Source organism: Stenotrophomonas sp. Marseille-Q4652 (assembly GCF_916618915.1).
In the GTDB taxonomy this organism is placed as follows: domain Bacteria; phylum Pseudomonadota; class Gammaproteobacteria; order Xanthomonadales; family Xanthomonadaceae; genus Stenotrophomonas.
In genome coordinates this window covers 1,651,670-1,668,579 of record NZ_CAKAKE010000001.1, presented here as the reverse complement: position 1 = coordinate 1,668,579, position 16,910 = coordinate 1,651,670, and the positions used below count along the sequence as shown (strand labels likewise).

The 16,910-nt window shown below is 69.0% G+C and carries 14 protein-coding genes; 8 read left to right on the top strand and 6 right to left on the bottom strand.

Features of this window, described 5'->3' with window-relative positions:
- Positions 1-69: 69 nt before the first annotated feature.
- Entirely contained in the window at positions 70-1,761 is a 1,692-nt protein-coding gene (locus LG380_RS07780; RefSeq protein ID WP_225764389.1) for an amidohydrolase, read from the top strand.
- Between the two features lie 45 nt (positions 1,762-1,806).
- On the opposite strand, the gene LG380_RS07775 is transcribed toward LG380_RS07780, so the two are convergent.
- The 3 genes from LG380_RS07775 to LG380_RS07765 form a co-directional block, all read right to left on the bottom strand.
- Positions 1,807-2,160: a response regulator gene (locus LG380_RS07775; RefSeq protein WP_225764388.1), complete on the bottom strand. Its 354-nt coding sequence runs from the start codon at positions 2,158-2,160 to the stop codon at positions 1,807-1,809.
- Positions 2,161-2,322: 162 nt separating this feature from the next.
- A complete protein-coding gene (locus LG380_RS07770) occupies positions 2,323-3,201 on the bottom strand; it encodes a PhzF family phenazine biosynthesis protein (protein WP_225764387.1) in 879 nt (292 codons plus the stop codon).
- 33 nt (positions 3,202-3,234) lie between these two features.
- Positions 3,235-4,092: a PhzF family phenazine biosynthesis protein gene (locus tag LG380_RS07765; RefSeq protein ID WP_225764386.1), complete on the bottom strand. Its 858-nt coding sequence runs from the start codon at positions 4,090-4,092 to the stop codon at positions 3,235-3,237.
- Between the two features lie 143 nt (positions 4,093-4,235).
- On the opposite strand from LG380_RS07765, the gene LG380_RS07760 reads away from it, so the two are divergent.
- The 3 genes from LG380_RS07760 to murD all read left to right on the top strand — a co-directional run bounded on the left by LG380_RS07760 (position 4,236) and on the right by murD (position 9,651).
- Positions 4,236-6,839, top strand: coding sequence for a bifunctional aspartate kinase/diaminopimelate decarboxylase (locus tag LG380_RS07760; RefSeq protein ID WP_225764385.1), 2,604 nt, complete (start codon positions 4,236-4,238; stop codon positions 6,837-6,839).
- A gap of 69 nt (positions 6,840-6,908) precedes the next feature.
- A complete protein-coding gene (murL, locus tag LG380_RS07755) occupies positions 6,909-8,261 on the top strand; it encodes a UDP-N-acetyl-alpha-D-muramoyl-L-alanyl-L-glutamate epimerase (protein ID WP_225764384.1) in 1,353 nt (450 codons plus the stop codon).
- Complete coding sequence (gene murD, locus LG380_RS07750) at positions 8,242-9,651, top strand: UDP-N-acetylmuramoyl-L-alanine--D-glutamate ligase (RefSeq protein ID WP_225764383.1); 1,410 nt, start codon at positions 8,242-8,244, stop codon at positions 9,649-9,651. Before murL ends, murD begins: the two co-directional genes overlap by 20 nt.
- A gap of 50 nt (positions 9,652-9,701) precedes the next feature.
- Here the strand turns inward: murD and LG380_RS07745 are convergent, their stop codons facing one another.
- Positions 9,702-10,700, bottom strand: coding sequence for a polyprenyl synthetase family protein (locus LG380_RS07745; protein WP_225764382.1), 999 nt, complete (start codon positions 10,698-10,700; stop codon positions 9,702-9,704).
- A gap of 266 nt (positions 10,701-10,966) precedes the next feature.
- Here LG380_RS07745 and LG380_RS07740 point away from each other — a divergent pair, with 266 nt between their 5' ends.
- Entirely contained in the window at positions 10,967-11,488 is a 522-nt protein-coding gene (locus LG380_RS07740; RefSeq protein ID WP_225764381.1) for a single-stranded DNA-binding protein, read from the top strand.
- A gap of 88 nt (positions 11,489-11,576) precedes the next feature.
- On the opposite strand, the gene LG380_RS07735 is transcribed toward LG380_RS07740, so the two are convergent.
- Both LG380_RS07735 and LG380_RS07730 read right to left on the bottom strand, forming a co-directional pair.
- Positions 11,577-11,924: a response regulator gene (locus LG380_RS07735; protein ID WP_225764380.1), complete on the bottom strand. Its 348-nt coding sequence runs from the start codon at positions 11,922-11,924 to the stop codon at positions 11,577-11,579.
- Entirely contained in the window at positions 11,921-13,075 is a 1,155-nt protein-coding gene (locus LG380_RS07730; RefSeq protein WP_225764379.1) for an ATP-binding protein, read from the bottom strand. The genes LG380_RS07735 and LG380_RS07730 overlap by 4 nt, the downstream gene beginning before the upstream one ends.
- Before the next feature lie 172 nt (positions 13,076-13,247).
- Between LG380_RS07730 and LG380_RS07725 the strand changes: the two genes are divergently transcribed.
- The 3 genes from LG380_RS07725 to LG380_RS07715 all read left to right on the top strand — a co-directional run bounded on the left by LG380_RS07725 (position 13,248) and on the right by LG380_RS07715 (position 16,910).
- Positions 13,248-13,424 (top strand): DUF3606 domain-containing protein, encoded by a 177-nt coding sequence (locus LG380_RS07725; protein WP_225764378.1) that lies wholly within the window; start codon positions 13,248-13,250, stop codon positions 13,422-13,424.
- An 11-nt stretch (positions 13,425-13,435) separates the two neighbouring features.
- A complete protein-coding gene (ligD, locus tag LG380_RS07720) occupies positions 13,436-16,105 on the top strand; it encodes a DNA ligase D (RefSeq protein WP_225764377.1) in 2,670 nt (889 codons plus the stop codon).
- A gap of 148 nt (positions 16,106-16,253) precedes the next feature.
- On the top strand, positions 16,254-16,910 hold the full coding sequence (locus LG380_RS07715) for an OBAP family protein (RefSeq protein WP_225764376.1): 657 nt from the start codon (positions 16,254-16,256) through the stop codon (positions 16,908-16,910).

Sequence of the window (16,910 nt, the reverse complement as noted above, 5' to 3'; positions counted from 1 at the left end):
GCCGCGGGCGGCGTTTGTCGTGGCGGACGGACGCCGGCATAGTCGGGGTCCGTCCCGTGGAGCCACCGCATGCGCCGCCTGGCCTGTCTTTCCCTGCTTCTGCCGTGCCTGTTGCCCCTTGCCGCCAACGCCGAAGTGCGGGTGATTACCGCCGCGGCGATCCATACCGGGGGACCCGATTCGGCCCCGGTTACCGCGCTGGCATTCGACACTGACAGCGGCCGCGTCCTCGCTGCGGGACAGCGCAAGGCCGTGCTCAAGCGTTTCCCCAAGGCCCGCTCAACCGACCTCGGCCAGGCCGTGGTCATTCCCGGCCTGATCGACGCCCACGCCCATCTGCTGCAGCTCGGCTATGCGCTGATGCAGGCCGACCTGGTCGGTGCGCGCAGCAAGCAGGAGATCGTCCAGCGGCTGCAGCGCTTTGCCGCCGACCTGCCGGAAGGCGAGTGGCTGCGTGGCAATGGCTGGGACCAGAACCTGTGGCCGGAAAAGGCCTTCCCGACCGCCGCCGACCTGGATGCCGCCTTCCCGGATCGTCCGGTGTGGCTGGAGCGCGTCGACGGCCACGCCGGCTGGGCCAACAGCGCCGCGCTGCGAGCGGTGGCGGCAAGGCCCGGCGCACGATCACTGGAAGGTAACTGGCAGCCCGAGGGCGGGCGCATCGAGCGCGATGCGGCCGGCAAGGCCACCGGGGTCATGGTCGATGGCGCGATGGCGCTGGTGACCGCCGTGATGCCGCCGATGGATGACAGCTACCGCGAGCAGGCGCTGGAGCGCGCGCTGCGCAAGTCCGCGGAGAACGGCCTGACCGGCGTGCACGACATGGGCGTGTCGCGCGAGGACCTGGCGGTGATGAAGAAGTTCGCCGATGCCGGACGCCTGTCGCTGCGCATCGAGGCCTATGCCAACGGCAATGGCGATGCGCTGGATGACCTGTGCCGCGACGGCCTGTACCGCCACGCTGGCGGTCGCCTGCAGATGGAGGGGGTCAAGCTGTTCATGGACGGCGCGCTGGGCAGCCGCGGCGCCGCGCTGCTCGCGCCCTACAGCGACGACCCCCACAACCACGGCCTGCTGATGATGAGCCCGGAGGAACACGAGGCCGCGGTGCGCAAGGCCGCCGGCTGCGGTGTGCAGGTGGCCACCCACGCCATTGGCGATCGCGGCAACCGCATCGTGCTCGACACCTACGAGAAGGTGCTGGGCGATCGCAAGGGCAGCGACCACCGCTGGCGCGTCGAACATGCGCAGATCCTCGCGCCGGAAGACATCGAACGTTTCGCCCCGCTGGGCGTGATCGCCTCGATGCAGCCGACCCACGCGACGTCGGATATGGGCTGGGCCGAGCAGCGCGTCGGTGCCGAGCGCATCAAGGGGGCCTACGCCTGGCAGCGGCTGCTGCATTCCGGCGCGCGGCTGGCGCTGGGTTCGGACTTCCCGGTCGAATCGGTCGATCCGCGCCTGGGGCTGTACGCCGCCGTGACCCGGCAGGACCGTGAAGGCGAGCCGCCGGGCGGCTGGCAGCCGGAGCAGCGGCTCAGTGCGTCGGAAGCATTGCGCGGCTTCACCGTCGATGCGGCCTGGGCCGGCAGGGACGAGAAGCAGGTTGGGCGTCTGGTCGAAGGGCTGCGCGCGGACTTCGTGGTGCTCGACCGCGACCCGCTGGCGGTGCCCGGCAGCGAACTGGATGACCTCAAGGTGCTGTCGACCTGGATCGACGGCCAGCCGGTGTACGAGGCTGGCACCGCTACCGGCGGCTGAGCCGCCGATGCAGGGGTGCAGCCGTACAGGGCGGCTGCGTTCCGCTTACTGCTGCGGCAGGCAGGCGACCAGCGCCGCTTCCAGTTCGGCGCGACGGAACGGCTTCTGCAGCACCGGCACATTGCTGAACTGCCCGGGCACGCCGGCCTGGCCGTAGCCGGTGGTGAACACGAACGGGATGCCGCGCTCGATCAGCTTCTCGGCCACCGGGAACGACGGCGTGCCGGCGAGGTTCACGTCCAGCAGGGCGAGGTCGATATCGCCCTGCGCCAGCGCGGACAGCGCGGCATCGACGGTGGCGGTCATGTGCTGGACCTGGAATCCAACATCGGCGATCAGGTCCTCGATCAGCATCGCGATCAGGGATTCGTCTTCGACCACGAGAACACGTCTGCTCATTCCTCGGCTCCTTGCAACGGCGTGGCGGTCTTGCCTGCCCGTGGGCATTGTCGGTGATCGGCCCGGATTGTGCCCCGGGTCCACGCGCTGCGGTTCAGTTCGACGGGGCGATCTGCTCCGTGAGAGCACTGCACCTGCAGTGAACGCGGTGCCGTCCCGCACTTACCAGTCGATGGTGCCGCGGATCACCGTCTGCACCTGGCCGCCGGACAACACGTCCCCGGCGTCGTCGATGTGCAGCTCCAGCTGCGCGTCGTGGCCAACCTCGCGGCCCTGGCTGACGACGTAGCGGCGGTCGCGGCCGGGCAGGGCGTCGCGGCTGTCCAGCCACGCGGCCAGTACCGCGTTGGCCGCGCCGGAGGCGGCGTCCTCGAAGCGGCGGCCATTGCCGACGAATGCGCGCACCGCCAGGTCGTGCGACTCACCTGCTGCGGCGCGGGCATAGGCAAACACGCCCATCGCGCCGGTAGATTCGGCCAGGGCGGCAATCGCGTCCCAGTCCGGTGACAGGCCGCGCAGCGTGGCCTCGCCGGCCAGTTCCACCACCCACCAGCGGCGTCCACCATCCATCAGCGCCGGCGGCAGCTGGCCGAGCGTCCAGCCACCGATGACCGTCTGCAGGCGGGCGTCGTCGGCGTTGGTCACCTCGACCACGCTGGCGCGCGGGGTGCGGATCGCAATCGTGCGCCGGTCATCGCGCTCATCCACGCGCAGCGGCAGCAGGCCGGCGGCGCCTTCCTGCACCAGCACGCCCTCGCGTGGCGTGGCCAGTCCGGCTTCCAGCACCGCGTGGGCGCTGCCGACGCTGGGGTGGCCGGCAAACGGCACTTCCTTCTGTGGGCTGAACATGCGCACCCGGTAGCTCGCTTCCGGCGTGGTCGGCGCGAACAGGAAGGTCGTCTCCGGCAGCCGGGTCCAGCGGGCGATGGCCTGCATCGCCGCTTCGTCCAGGCCTTCGGCATCGAGCACCACCGCCAGCGGATTGCCGGTACCGGGGCGCGGGGCGAAGACGTCGAGCTGCAGGAAACGGCGGCTGGTCATGGGCGGAATCCACAATCGGGCGGGGGCGCGACTCTACCAGTCCATCTGCCCGGCGATGACCTGCTGCACGCTGCCACCGATCCAGACCTGGCCTTCGGCATCGACCTGCACGTCCACCTCGCCACGGCGGCCGAGTTCGCGCCCCTGGCTGGCCAGGTAGCGATCGCCCGGACGCAGGCGGCCCTGCGACAGCAGGTGCGCGGCGACCAGCGCATTGGCGCTGCCGGTTACCGGGTCCTCGGCAATGCCCACGCCCGGGGCGAAGGCACGCACCACGTACTGGTAGCCGACATCCGGGCGATCGGCATGGGCGAACACCGCCAGCTTGCCGGCCGGCAGGGCGGCGATGGCGGCTACTTCGGGGCGGTAACGGCGCAGTTCGGCCTCGCTGCGGGCTTCCAGCACCCACCAGTCCGGCCCGTTGCTCCACAGCACCGGCGCGTTCTGCGGATGGACGAAGGCAGCCAGGCCCGGCGGCATCGCGCCGAAGCTGGCTTCTTCGCGGCGATCGGCCCGCGGGCTGCGCACATGGACCTGCCGGTAGCGCGGGCTGCCGTGCACGCGCACCGGCAGCAGGCCGGCGGCGCACTGCTGCACCAGCTCACCGTCACGCGGCGTGGCCAGCCCCAGTTCCACCGCGGCCCAGGCCGCGCCGACGCTGGGATGGCCGGCGAAGGGCAGCTCCATCTTCGGGGTGAAGATACGCACGTGGTAATCGGCGCCCGCATCCGGCGGCAGGAAGAACACGGTCTCGGACAGGTTCAGCCATGCGGCGATGGCCTGCATGCGCGCGGCATCCAGGCCGTCGGCATCGACCACCACCGCCAGCGGGTTGCCGTTGCCGGGATCGGAAGCGAACACATCAAGCTGCAGGAAACGACGGGAAGCCATGGCAATCGACGGGGCAGTGGCGGGCCGGGCAGCTTAACAACCGCCGCGCGGCCTGCGTCCGGGCGGCCGCCGCGGCAGCGTTGGCATAGAATCGTGGACCCTGCCCGCCTGCCGGGCCTTTTCTCGCTGAAGCCCTTAGACCAATGCCCACTTCCCCACACGCCGACCGCTGGGTCGTGCTCAAGTTCGGTGGCACTTCGGTGTCGCGTCGTCATCGCTGGGACACGATCGGGAAGCTGGTGAAAAAACGCGCAGACGAGACCGGCGGCCGCGTGCTGGTGGTGGTCTCGGCGCTGTCGGGAGTGACCAACGAACTGACCGCCATTGCCGACGGTGCCGCCGACAGTCGCGAGCGGGTCGAGGCGCTGGTGGCGCGCCACCTCGAATTCCTCGCCGAACTGGAACTGCCCGAATCCGTGCTGGGCGAACGCCTGGCCACGCTGCGCGGCCTGCTCGACGACCCGCGCGCGGCGTCGCGCCCGCTGGACTGGCAGGCCGAAGTGCTGGGCCAGGGCGAACTGCTGTCCTCTACCCTGGGCGCGGCCTATCTGCACGCCAGCGGCCTGGACATGGGCTGGATGGACGCGCGCCAGTGGCTGGCCGCGCTGCCGCCGCAACCCAACCAGAGCGCCTGGTCGCAGCGGCTGTCGGTGAACTGCCAGTGGCAGGGCGAGGCCGGCTGGGGCGAACGCTTCAACGCACAGCCGACCCGCTTGCTGATCACCCAGGGCTTCATCGCCCGCCACGCTGACGGCGGCACCGCCATCCTCGGCCGTGGCGGCTCGGATACCTCCGCCGCGTACTTCGGCGCGCTCCTCGGCGCCAGCCGCGTGGAAATCTGGACCGACGTGCCGGGCATGTTCTCGGCCAACCCGAAGGACGTGCCCGACGCGCGCCTGTTGACCCGGCTGGACTATTACGAGGCGCAGGAAATCGCCACCACCGGCGCCAAGGTGCTGCACCCGCGCTCGATCAAGCCATGTCGCGACGCCGGCGTGCCGATGGCGATCCTCGATACGGAGCGCCCGGACATGCCGGGTACCAGTATCGACGGCAGCGCCGCGCCGGTGCCGGGGGTCAAGGCGATCAGCCGCCGCAACGGCATCGTGCTGGTGTCGATGGAAGGCATCGGCATGTGGCAGCAGGTCGGCTTCCTGGCCGACGTGTTCGGCCTGTTCAAGAAGCACGGGCTATCGGTAGACCTGATCGGTTCGGCCGAGACCAACGTCACCGTGTCGCTGGATCCGTCCGAGAACCTGGTCAACACCGACGTGCTCACCGCGCTGTCGGCCGACCTGGCGAAGATCTGCAAGGTCAAGGTCATCGTGCCGTGCGCGGCCATCACCCTGGTCGGCCGCGGCATGCGCTCGCTGCTGCACAAGCTCTCGGACGTGTGGGCCACGTTCGGCAAGGAGCGCGTGCACATGATCAGCCAGTCGTCCAACGACCTGAACCTGACCTTCGTCATCGACGAGGCCGACGCCGATGGCCTGCTGCCGATCCTGCACGCCGAGTTGATCGACAGCGGCGCGATGCCGGTGGAGGAAGGCGAGGTGTTCGGTCCGCGCTGGCGCGAGATCGCCGGCACCGTGCGCCCGCGCGGCACGCCGTGGTGGCGCGACCAGCGCGAGCACCTGTTGCAGCTGGCCCAGGCCGGCACGCCGCGCTATGTCTACCACCTGCCCACGGTGCGAGCCCGCGCCCGCGCGCTGGCGGCGATTCCCGCGATCGACCAGCGCTACTACGCGATCAAGGCCAACTCGCATCCGGCCATCCTCGAGGCGCTGGTGCAGGAAGGCTTCGGGCTGGAATGCGTGTCCTACGGCGAGCTCAAGCATGTCTTCAGCGTGATGCCGGAGCTGTCGCCGCGGCGCGTGCTGTTCACCCCGAGCTTTGCGCCAAAGTCCGAGTACGAAGCCGCGTTCGCGCTGGGCGTGACCGTCACCATCGACAACGTCGAGGCGCTGCAGCGCTGGCCGGAACTGTTCAGCAACCGCGAGCTGTGGCTGCGCGTGGACCTGGGCCGTGGCGAAGGCCACCACGCCAAGGTCCGTACCGGCGGCAAGGATTCCAAGTTCGGCCTGCCGGCCGCGCGCGTGGACGAGTTCGTGCGCCTGGCCACCGAGCTGGGCAGCCGCGTGGTCGGCCTGCATGCGCACCTGGGCAGCGGCGTGGAAACCTCGCAGCACTGGCGCCTGATGTGCGACGAGCTGGCCGGCTTTGCCCGCCGCATCGGCTCGGTGCAGGTCATCGACATCGGCGGCGGCCTGCCGATTCCCTACAGCGCCGACGACGAGCCGTTCGACCTGGACGCCTGGGCCGCCGGCCTGGCCGAGGTCAAGGCGGTGCACCCGGCCTTCCGCCTGGCGATCGAACCCGGCCGCTACCTGGTGGCCGAGTCCGGCGTGCTGCTGGCCCATGCCACCCAGGTGGTGGAGAAGGACGGCATCCACCGCGTCGGCCTGGATTCGGGCATGAACGTGCTGATGCGCCCGGCGCTGTACGACGCCTGGCACGACATCGAGAACCTCAGCCGGCTGGATGCGCCGGCCGATGCGGTGTTCGACGTGGTCGGCCCGATCTGCGAATCCTCCGACGTGTTCGGCCGCCGCCGGCGCCTGCCGGGCGACACCGCCCCGGGCGACGTGATGCTGGTCGCCGACGCCGGCGCCTACGGCTACGTGATGTCCAACACCTACAACCAGCGCGAACTGCCGCGCGAGGACGTGATCGAAGATGCGGGCTGACGTCCTGACTCCTGCACCCGCCAGCCCCTGCGCGCCGTCGCGCAAACGCATCGCCTGACCGGATACACCATGACTGCTTTCGACAAAACCCAGATCACCCGCTTCCGCTTCGTGCACTGCGATTTCGCCGCCGATACCGGCGTGGCGCGGTTGGTCTATGCCTTCGACGACGGCCCGGAGCTGGTGGAGACGGTGTCCATTCCCGGCGCGCCGTTCGTGCTGGAAGGCGAACGCGCCGCCGCCTCGCAGCGCGCACTGCGCCTGCTGCACCTGATCGCCGGCGTCAGCTACTACAAGGCCGCGGTGCCGGGGCAGGTGCAGATCGATGGCTATGACATCGACGCCGACACCGCCGCCCTGGTGGAGACCATCTACCAGCATGGCCTGGGCGAGTTCGCCTACCGCAACGGGCTGGACCTGCGTGGCCGCTTCAAACTGCCGGTCGCCGGCCAGGTGCAGGCCGCGCCGGCACTGCAGCTGGGCGAACGCGCGCTGGTGGCCATTGGCGGCGGCAAGGATTCGCTGGTCAGCATCGAGGCGCTGCGCAAGCTGGGCGTGGAGCAGACGGTGACCTGGATCGGCGGCTCGCAGCTGATCCGTGCGTGCGCCGAGCGCACCGGCCTGCCGATGCTCAACCTCGGCCGCCAGCTGGCGCCGGAGCTGTTCGAGCTCAACCGCCAGGGGGCCTGGAACGGCCACATCCCGGTCACCGCGGTGAACTCGGCGATCATGGTGTTCGCCGCGCTGGTCACCGGTGCCGGCCAGGTGGTGTTCTCCAACGAGCGCTCGGCCAGCTACGGCAGCCAGATCCCCGGCAGCGGCGAGGTCAACCACCAGTGGTCCAAGGGCTGGGCGTTCGAGCAGGCCTTCGGCGAGCATGTGGAAAAGCACGTGGCCGCCGACCTGCACTACTACTCGTTGCTGCGGCCACTGTCCGAGCTGGCAGTAGCCCGCCAGTTCGCCAAGGGCGACCATTACGACGCGCATTTCTCCAGCTGCAACCGCAACTTCCACATCCTCGGCGAGCGCCCGGTCAACCGCTGGTGCGGCATCTGCCCGAAGTGCCACTTCGTGTTCCTGGCGCTGGCGCCGTTCATGCCCAAGACCCGGCTGGTGCGCATCTTCGGCCGCAACCTGCTGGACGATGCCGAGCAGGCCGGCGGTTTCGACGCGCTGCTCGAGTTCCAGGACCACAAGCCGTTCGAGTGCGTGGGCGAGGGCAAGGAATCGCGCGCGGCGATGGCCACCCTGGCGCAGCGCCCGGAATGGAAGGAAGACGTGCTGGTGAAGCGCTTCATCGCGCAGATCCAGCCGCAGCTGGATCCGGCCGAACTGCAGATCGAGCTGCTGCTCGAGCCGCAGGGTGAACACCGCATCCCGGCCGCGACCTGGGAGCGCCTGCGTGCGGATTTCGCAGCTTGAAGGCAGGCGCGTCGCGCTGTGGGGCTGGGGCCGCGAAGGCCGTGCCGCCTACCGCGTGCTGCGCCAGCGCCTGCCCGACCTGCCGCTGACCCTGTTCTGCCCGGAGGCCGAAGCCGCCGGTGCACGCGAGGAAACCGGCGGCGCGCTGGAGGTGCGGTCGGACGTGACCGGGCAGGCGCTGGCCGCGTTCGAGGTGGTGATCAAGTCGCCGGGCATCAGCCCCTACGGTGAGGCCGCCCAGGCAGCTGCGCGCAGCGGTACGCGTTTCATTGGCGGTACCAGCCTGTGGTTTGCCGAACATGCCAACGCCGACGGCGTGGTGCGCGACACCGTGTGCGTGACCGGCACCAAGGGCAAGAGCACCACGACTTCGCTGCTGGCGCACCTGCTGCGCGCCTCCGGCGCACGCACCGGCCTGGTCGGCAACATCGGCCTGCCGCTGCTCGAAGCCCTGGACCCGCAGCCGGCACCGCAGTACTGGGCGGTGGAGCTGTCCAGCTACCAGACCGGCGATGTCGCCCGCAGCGGCGCGCGCCCGCAGGTGGCAATCGTACTCAACCTGTTTCCCGAACACCTGGACTGGCACGGCAGCGAGCAGCGCTACATCGCCGACAAGCTGCGGCTGGTGACCGCGGCGATGCCGCGCATCGCCGTGCTCAATGCCGCCGATCCGCACCTGGCTGCGCTGGAACTGCCTGAGACCGAGATCGTGTGGTTCAACCAGCCCGCCGGCTGGCACATGGTCGGCGAGGTCGTGCATCGCGGCGCGCAGGCCGTGTTCGATACCTCGGACACACCGCTGCCCGGCCGCCACAACCGCGGCAACCTGTGCGCGGTGCTGGCCGCGATCGAGGCGCTGGGGCTGGACGCAGTGGCGCTGGCGCCCGCCGTGCAGTCGTTCCGGCCGTTGCCCAACCGCCTGCAGACCCTCGGCCTTCGCGGAAACCTGCGCTTCGTCAATGATTCGATCAGCACCACGCCGCATGCCTCGCTGGCCGCGCTGGAGTGCTTCCGCGGCGAGCGGATCGCGCTGCTGGTCGGTGGCCACGACCGCGGCCTGGACTGGCACGACTTCGTCGCGCACATGGGCGCGGACCAGCCGCCGGTGGAGATCGTCACCATGGGGGCCAACGGGCCGCGCATCCACGCGCTGCTGCAGCCGCTGGCCGACGCCGGCCGCTTCGGCCTGCACGCCGCTGGCGACCTGCCCGAGGCGGTGCGCCTGGCCTGCAATGCGCTGGGCCGGGAGGGCGGGGTAGTGCTGCTGTCACCGGGTGCGCCGAGCTTCGGCGCCTATCGCGACTATGTCGCTCGCGGGCGGCACTTCGCCGAGCTGGCGGGGTTTGACCCCGATGCGATCACGGCGATTCCGGGGCTGGGAATCGCCTGAGTGACGTGCAGGAAGGCGGCGTCAGCTGACGCCGCCCGGGCACGGATGGCTCAGTGCGTGCGCTGCACCGCGTAACGGGCCAGGCCACGCAGCGCGGCCACGGCTTCGTTCTCCGCCAGGCCATCGAGGGCGCGTTCGGCCGCTTCGGCGTATTCCATCGCCCGCTGGCGGCTGTACTCCAGGCCGCCGGTGGCGTGGATCGCTGCCAGCACTTCCGGCATCGCCGAGGCGTCGCCGTTCTGCACGATCCCGCGCAGGCGATCGCGGGTGGTGGCGTCCGAATGCGCCATCGCGTGGATCAGGGGCAGGGTCGCCTTGCCCTCGGCCAGGTCGTCGCCCAGGTTCTTGCCCAGCTCGTCGGCGTTGGCCGAGTAGTCCAGCACGTCGTCGGCGATCTGGAACGCGTAGCCCAGGTGCATGCCGTAGTCGTACAGCGCCTGCTGGGTGGCGGCATCGACGCCGGTGGCCAGCGCGCCCAGGCGGGTGCCGGCGGCGAACAGCACCGCGGTCTTGCGCTCGATCACGCGCAGGTAGGCCGCTTCGTCGGTATCCGGGTTGTGGACGTGCAGCAGCTGCAGCACCTCGCCTTCGGCGATGCGGTTGGTGGTGTCGGCCAGGATCTGCATCACCTCCATGCGGTCCAGCTCGACCATCAGCTGGAAGCTGCGGGAATAGAGGAAGTCACCGACCAGCACACTGGGTGCATTGCCCCACAGTGCGTTGGCGGTGCTGCGGCCGCGGCGCAGGTCCGATTCGTCGACCACGTCGTCGTGCAGCAGGGTCGAGGTGTGGATGAACTCGATGATCGCCGCCAGCTGGTGGTGGTCCGGACCGGCTCCGCCGACCGCGCGCCCGGCCAGCGTCACCAGCATCGGCCGCAGACGCTTGCCGCCGGCGGAAATGATGTGGTCGGCGATCTGGTTGATCAGCACCACGTCCGAGGACAGGCGGCGGCGGATCAGCGCGTCCACCGCGGCCATGTCGGCGGCGGCGAGCGCCTGGACCTGCGGCAGGTCCAGGGCAGGGCGGGTGTCTTCGAGGATGGTCATGCGCGCTACTGAGGTGACGTGGCCGGAATTATAGGTGCCATGGGGGCGATGCGCCCGTCGCCGTGGCTCCGGCAATGGCTGCGAAGGCCCGCCAGGCAAGGTCCGCTGGCAGGCGAAGCGGATTTCTCCGATGCCGCCGCGCGGCCGCGGACGACACTGTGTCCCGGCCCGGACCGGCGGACGGGGAGGGCGAATCGGTTACCATCAGCAGCCAACCAGCCTCACCCCGCGCCCGCGCCAGTGGGCGACACAGACGGAAGAACCCAATGGCCCGCGGCATCAACAAAGTCATCCTCGTCGGCAACCTCGGCAACGACCCCGAAACCAAGTACACCCAGGCCGGCATGGCGATCACCCGCGTCAGCCTGGCCACCACCAGCGTGCGCAAGGATCGCGACGGCAACCAGCAGGAGCGCACCGAGTGGCACCGCCTGGTGTTCTTTGGCAAGCTCGGCGAGATCGCCGGTGAGTACCTGCGCAAGGGCTCCCAGGTCTACGTCGAAGGCGAGCTGCGCTACGACAAGTACACCAGCCAGGATGGCGTGGAGAAGTACAGCACCGACATCGTCGCCAACGAGATGCAGATGCTCGGCGGCCGTGGCGAAGGCGGCGGCGGTGGCGGCGACCGTCCGGCCCGATCCGCGGCCCCGCGCCAGGGTGGCGGCGGTGGCGGCTACGGTGGCCAGGACCAGGGCGGCGGCTACGGCCAGCGCCCGCAGCGCCAGGCCCCGCCGCAGCAGTCGGCCCCGCCGATGGACGATTTCGCCGACGACGACATCCCGTTCTGATCGGCCGATCCCGCGTAAATAACAAAACCCCGGCAGGTTCCTGCCGGGGTTTTTAGCTTTCAGAAACTGCGTTGGCCTGCGCCCGCGGTCAAAGGTCCTGCAGCGCGTTGATCAGCTGGCGGATACGGTAGGGCTTGGACAGGAAGCGGGTGCCCGGCGGCAGCGGCGGCAGTTGCGAGCGCTGGTAGCCTGAGGCAAGCACGATCCGGACGCCCGGCTGCATCTGTGCGGCCTGGTTGGCCACGTCGATGCCGGTGACGCCCTCGGGCATGCTGATGTCGCTAATCACGTGGGAGAACGTCACCTCGCCGCCAAGGGCGAGGAGCGCTTCGCGACCGTTGCGGGCCAAGGTGACGGTGTAGCCCTGGTCCGAGAGTGCTTCGAACATCAGGGTGCGGAGGTCGGCTTCGTCCTCCACGAAAAGCACGTTGCTCATTTGCCGGCCCGATTTTCCACCGGCAGCAGCATGCGCACCGAGGTGCCCTGCCCGGGCTGGCTTTCCAGCAGCGCGAACCCGCCGGATTGCATCGCAAAGCCGAATACCTGGCTGAGCCCGAGGCCGCTGCCGCGCCCGACCTCCTTCGTGGTGAAGAAGGGCTCGAATACCCGGGACTGGTTTTCGTAGGGGATGCCTTCGCCGGTGTCGCGCACTTCCACGCTCAGGAAATCCTCCTCGGGACTTTCGCTCTCCGACGGTTTGCGGGCGCGGCACAGGCGCGTGGAAATGGTGATGCTGCCGCCGTTGGGCATCGCATCGCGGCTATTGCATACGAGGTTGAGCACGGCTGCTTCGAACTGGTTCTTGTCCAGCTCCACGATAGGCAAGCCGTCGCCAAGATCGAATGAAACCGCGACCGTATCGCCGACCGAACGGTTCAGCAGCTCGCGTGAGTCACGCAGCAACGCATTGACGTCCAGCTGTTCGCTCACCAGCGCGTTGCCGCGGCCAAAGGTCAGCAGCTGGCGGGTGAGCAGGGTGCCGCGCTCGGCTGCGCGCATCGCCGTGTCGGTCAGCTGCTGCACCCTGGGATCGGGCACGCGGGTGCTGATCAGGTCCAGGCTGTTCATCACAATGGTCAGCAGGTTGTTGAAGTCGTGGGCCAGGCCAAGTGTCAGTTTGCCGATGGCCTCCATCTTCTGCGCCTGCATCAGGGCGTGCTGGGCGGCCTGCAGCCGCTGCTCGGCCTCGTAGCGTTCGGTGATGTCGCGGGTGACCTTGGCGTAGCCGATCAGTTGGTCGCCGTCGAAGATGGGGTCGATCACCACACTGGCGCGCAGTTGCGTGCCGTCCTTGCGTAACCGCCAGCCTTCACCGGCATAGCGGCCATTGGCCGCGGCGATGGAGAGATTGAGCGCGGGCAGGCCGGCGTCGATCTCCTCGGCGGTGTAGAACCGGGAGAAGTGGGTTCCGATGACTTCCGAGGCCTGGTAGCCCTTGATGCGTTCGCCGCCGCGGTTCCAGGTGCGGATCACGCCGTGCGGATCAAGCATGTAGATCGCGTAGTCGGTGACCGAGTTGACCAGCAGCTCGAGTTGCCGGGAGGTGTCGCTCAGGTCCGCCGACCCGGGTGCAGATGCTGGGTTCATGTCGTTTTCTTGCATTCCCCGGTGGGGCACCCTAGGACCTGCGCGGTGAAGGGGTCGTTAAATGCGGGGTTTTCCTACAGGAAAAAGCGGTCTTCAGCACTTGCCGCGTAGTGATCACGCACGATCCACGGGACCGGGTGTACCAAGGCCGCAAAACCCGAGGAGGCATGCCATGAGCGATGACAAGAGCAAGGCCGGTCCGGCAGACCGCACCCGCATCAACGTCAACGAGGACTACGAGCTGCGTTACTGGACCCAGGCGCTGGGCGTGAGCGCCGACGAACTGCGCGCAGCGGTCAAGGCCGTGGGCCCAATGGCCGAGGCTGTGCGCCAGCACCTGGGCAAGTAAGCGGCAGCGCGATGAGCTTGGCCGACTACCGACGCAAGCGCAGTTTCGACAACACCCGCGAGCCGGAGCCGGGCAAGCGCCCGCCGCGTGGGCAGCGGCCGATCTTCGTGGTCCAGCTCCACCATGCCAGCCGTCGCCACTACGACTTCCGCCTGCAGGTCGGTGACGCGCTCAAGAGCTGGGCCGTACCCAAGGGGCCAAGCTATGACCCGTCGGTCAAGCGCATGGCGGTGGAGGTGGAGGACCACCCGGTCGACTACGCCGGTTTTGAAGGCGAGATCCCCAAGGGCCAGTACGGTGGCGGCCACGTCGCCCGTTTCGACCAGGGCGTGTGGTCGACCGAACACGATGTCGAGGAGCAACTGGCCAAGGGTCACCTGCGCTTCGAGTTGTTTGGCAGCAAGCTCAAGGGCGGCTGGCACCTGGTGCGTTCGGGCAAGCCGGCACGGCAGCCGCAGTGGCTGCTGTTCAAGGAGAAGGACGAACACGCCAGCAAGCTGGAAGCCGACGACCTGCTGGCCGATGTATCGCCGCCGCCGGCCGACGACCTCAAGCGGGCCGGTGCCGGCAAGGCCAACAAGAAGCGCCTGGCGACCGTGCCGGCGCCGCGCAAGGGCCGGCGCAAGGGCCGGCGCAAGAACTGGGCGCGCAAGGCAATGGCGCTGACCGGCGCGAAGAAGGCCAAGGCACCGGACGGGCCATTCGAACCGCAACTGGCCAAGCTCGGCGATGCGCCGCCCAGCGGCGCGCAGTGGATCCACGAATTGAAGTGGGATGGCTACCGCATCCTGGCCACGGCGACCGAGGGCCAGGTGCAGTTATGGTCGCGCAATGCGCTGGACTGGACCGCCAAGCTGCCCGACATCCGCGAGGCCATCGAGCAGCTGGGCCTGGAATCCCTGGCGCTGGATGGCGAACTGATCGCCGGCACCGGTTCGCGCGAGGATTTCAACCTGCTGCAGTCCACGCTCTCGGGCGAACGCCAGGGCAAGCTGGCCTTTGCCCTGTTCGACCTGCTGCACATCAACGGCGTGGACATTGCCGATGCGCCGTTGCTCGAACGCAAGGCGCTGCTGCAGGAGCTGCTGGTCGACGCGCCGGCGCACCTGGCCTTCAGCTCGCACATCGAAGGTGATGGCGAGGCCGCCTACGAGCTGGCGGGCAAGCGCGACTTCGAGGGCATCATCTCCAAGCGTGCCGACCGTCCGTATCGCGGCGGCCGTGGGGATGACTGGCGCAAGACCAAGCAGCTGGCCAGCGACGAATTCGCGGTCGTCGGCTACACCGCGCCCAAGGGCAGCCGCACCGGCTTCGGCTCGCTGTTGCTGGCCAAACCCGACCCCGAACATGGCTGGCTATACGTCGGCCGCGTCGGCAGCGGGTTCAACGACGAACTGATGCGCCAGGTGACGGCAAAGCTCACGCGCGGTGGTGGCAAGAAGCCCACCGCCCACGTCGGCACCACCGACACCGACCTGAGGACCGCGACCTGGTTTGCGCCGCGCTTCGTGGTTGAAGTGTTCTACCGCGGCATTGGCCGCCAGCAGCTGTTGCGCCAGCCCTCGCTGAAGACGCTGCGGCCGGACAAGGACGTGGCGGACCTGGCCGATTCGGATCGCACGCCGATCAAGGAGACCGAACCCGTGGATGTCGAGCAGGCCACCCGGTCCAGGCCGGCGAAGAAGACCACCGCCAGGGCCGCCACGAAGAAGGCCAGCAAGGCGGCCACGGCGGCGAAGGCAACGACGGCAACGAAGACAACGAAGGCGGCCAAGCCGGCAGCCGCGCGCAAGCGCGGCGCTACGGACGAGCTGCCAAAGCTGTCAAGCCCGACCAAGGTGCTGTTCCCGGACGACCGCATCACCAAGCAGCAGGTGTGGGACTACTACCTGGCGGTGGCCGATCACCTGCTGCCGGAAATCACCGGCCGGCCGCTGTCCGTGATCCGATGCCCCGCGGGCACCGGGCGACCGTGCTTCTTCCAGAAGCACCTGACCGCCGGGCTGGAGCGGGTGTCCACGGCCAAGCTGAAGGAAGAATCCGGCACTGCCGCCAATTACCTGGTGGTCGAGGACCTGGCCGGGTTGATGGAGCTGGTGCAGTTCAACGCGCTGGAATTCCACCCCTGGGGGTCCCACGCCGCCGAGCCGGACCGTGCCGACCGGGTGGTGTTCGACCTGGACCCGGGAGAAGGCGTGCCGTTCTCTGAAGTGAAAAAGGCGGCGGTCGACATCCGCAAGCTGCTCAAGCAGCTGGAACTGGAGTCGTTCGTGCGTGCCTCGGGCGGCAAGGGCCTGCACGTGGTGGTGCCGCTGAGCCCGGGCTGCGACTGGGACCTGACCAAGCGCTTCGCCCACAGCTTTGCCGACGCGCTGGCACGCTCGGAGCCGGACCGCTTCCTGGCCACGGCGACCAAGCGCCTGCGCAACAAGCGCATCTTCGTTGATTACCTGCGCAATGGCCGCGGGGCCACCGCAGTGGCTTCGTATTCGCTGCGTGCCCGCCCCGGCGCGCCGGTGGCCATGCCGCTGGCGTGGAGCGAGCTGTCCAAGCTCAAGCGCCCGGACGCGTTCACCCTGAAGGACGTGCCGGCCAGGTTGCGGCGCCGTCGCAAGGACCCGTGGGACGGTATCGACAAGGTCAGGCAGAACCTCGCGCGCTGGGCGCGCGACAGCGAATGACAGGGAGCGGATACATGCGTGGAGTCGTGGCGATACCGATGGTGGTCCTGGGGCTGGCAGGCTGCGGGGGCGGCGACACCGAGTCGCCGGTGGACGTCCCGGGCCAGTCCGAATCGGCGAGACCCAGGCGCTTGATGCAGGCGCCGCGGTGCTGCGGGACAAGCTGCCGATCGAGGCGATCAATGCCTACCTGGATGGCTTCCACTTCTACAACGGGCGCATGCAGTCGCAGATGGAGGCGCACCACTACTGTTCGGTGCTCAACGAGGATGTCATCCAGTGCGTGATCCATGACGGCAACGTGCGCGAGGCGCGGATCATGGGCGTGGAGTACATCATCGCCGGCGAGCTGTTCGAGCGCCTGCCCGAGGCCGAGAAGCCGCTCTGGCACAGCCACGTGCATGAAGTGAAGTCCGGCCAGCTGGTGGCCCCCGGCCTGCCACGCGTGGCCGAAAAGGCATTGATGGAGAAACTGGTCGGCACCTATGGCAAGACCTGGCACACCTGGCATACCGATCTGGACAAGGAATTGCCGCTGGGCGTGCCGCAACTGATGATGGGCTTCACCGCGGACGGACAGACCGACATGGCGATGGTGGCCGCGCGCGACCGTCGCCTTGGCGTGGACAGCAACGAGCGTCGTGCCGAGCGTGCAGACATCCAGGCGCCGCCGATCAAGCCTGGCGCCGACGCCTGGCAGGCAGGCAAGGTGGTGCAGATTGCCGACCCCACCGGTGATCCACACGACGCCCGGCCCGCAGGCGAGTCCTCACCGGAGCAAAACGCTTGCAGTTCGGGGCGTTGA

What these genes read in the sequence shown, in the direction of transcription:
- LG380_RS07780 (WP_225764389.1), top strand. Translation starts at nt 70, where the DNA reads ATGCGCCGCCTGGCCTGTCTTTCCCTGCTTCTGCCGTGCCTGTTGCCC.
- LG380_RS07775 (WP_225764388.1), bottom strand. Translation starts at nt 2,160, where the DNA reads ATGAGCAGACGTGTTCTCGTGGTCGAAGACGAATCCCTGATCGCGATG.
- LG380_RS07770 (WP_225764387.1), bottom strand. Translation starts at nt 3,201, where the DNA reads ATGACCAGCCGCCGTTTCCTGCAGCTCGACGTCTTCGCCCCGCGCCCC.
- LG380_RS07765 (WP_225764386.1), bottom strand. Translation starts at nt 4,092, where the DNA reads ATGGCTTCCCGTCGTTTCCTGCAGCTTGATGTGTTCGCTTCCGATCCC.
- LG380_RS07760 (WP_225764385.1), top strand. Translation starts at nt 4,236, where the DNA reads ATGCCCACTTCCCCACACGCCGACCGCTGGGTCGTGCTCAAGTTCGGT.
- murL (WP_225764384.1), top strand. Translation starts at nt 6,909, where the DNA reads ATGACTGCTTTCGACAAAACCCAGATCACCCGCTTCCGCTTCGTGCAC.
- LG380_RS07745 (WP_225764382.1), bottom strand. Translation starts at nt 10,700, where the DNA reads ATGACCATCCTCGAAGACACCCGCCCTGCCCTGGACCTGCCGCAGGTC.
- LG380_RS07740 (WP_225764381.1), top strand. Translation starts at nt 10,967, where the DNA reads ATGGCCCGCGGCATCAACAAAGTCATCCTCGTCGGCAACCTCGGCAAC.
- LG380_RS07735 (WP_225764380.1), bottom strand. Translation starts at nt 11,924, where the DNA reads ATGAGCAACGTGCTTTTCGTGGAGGACGAAGCCGACCTCCGCACCCTG.
- LG380_RS07730 (WP_225764379.1), bottom strand. Translation starts at nt 13,075, where the DNA reads ATGAACCCAGCATCTGCACCCGGGTCGGCGGACCTGAGCGACACCTCC.
- LG380_RS07725 (WP_225764378.1), top strand. Translation starts at nt 13,248, where the DNA reads ATGAGCGATGACAAGAGCAAGGCCGGTCCGGCAGACCGCACCCGCATC.
- ligD (WP_225764377.1), top strand. Translation starts at nt 13,436, where the DNA reads ATGAGCTTGGCCGACTACCGACGCAAGCGCAGTTTCGACAACACCCGC.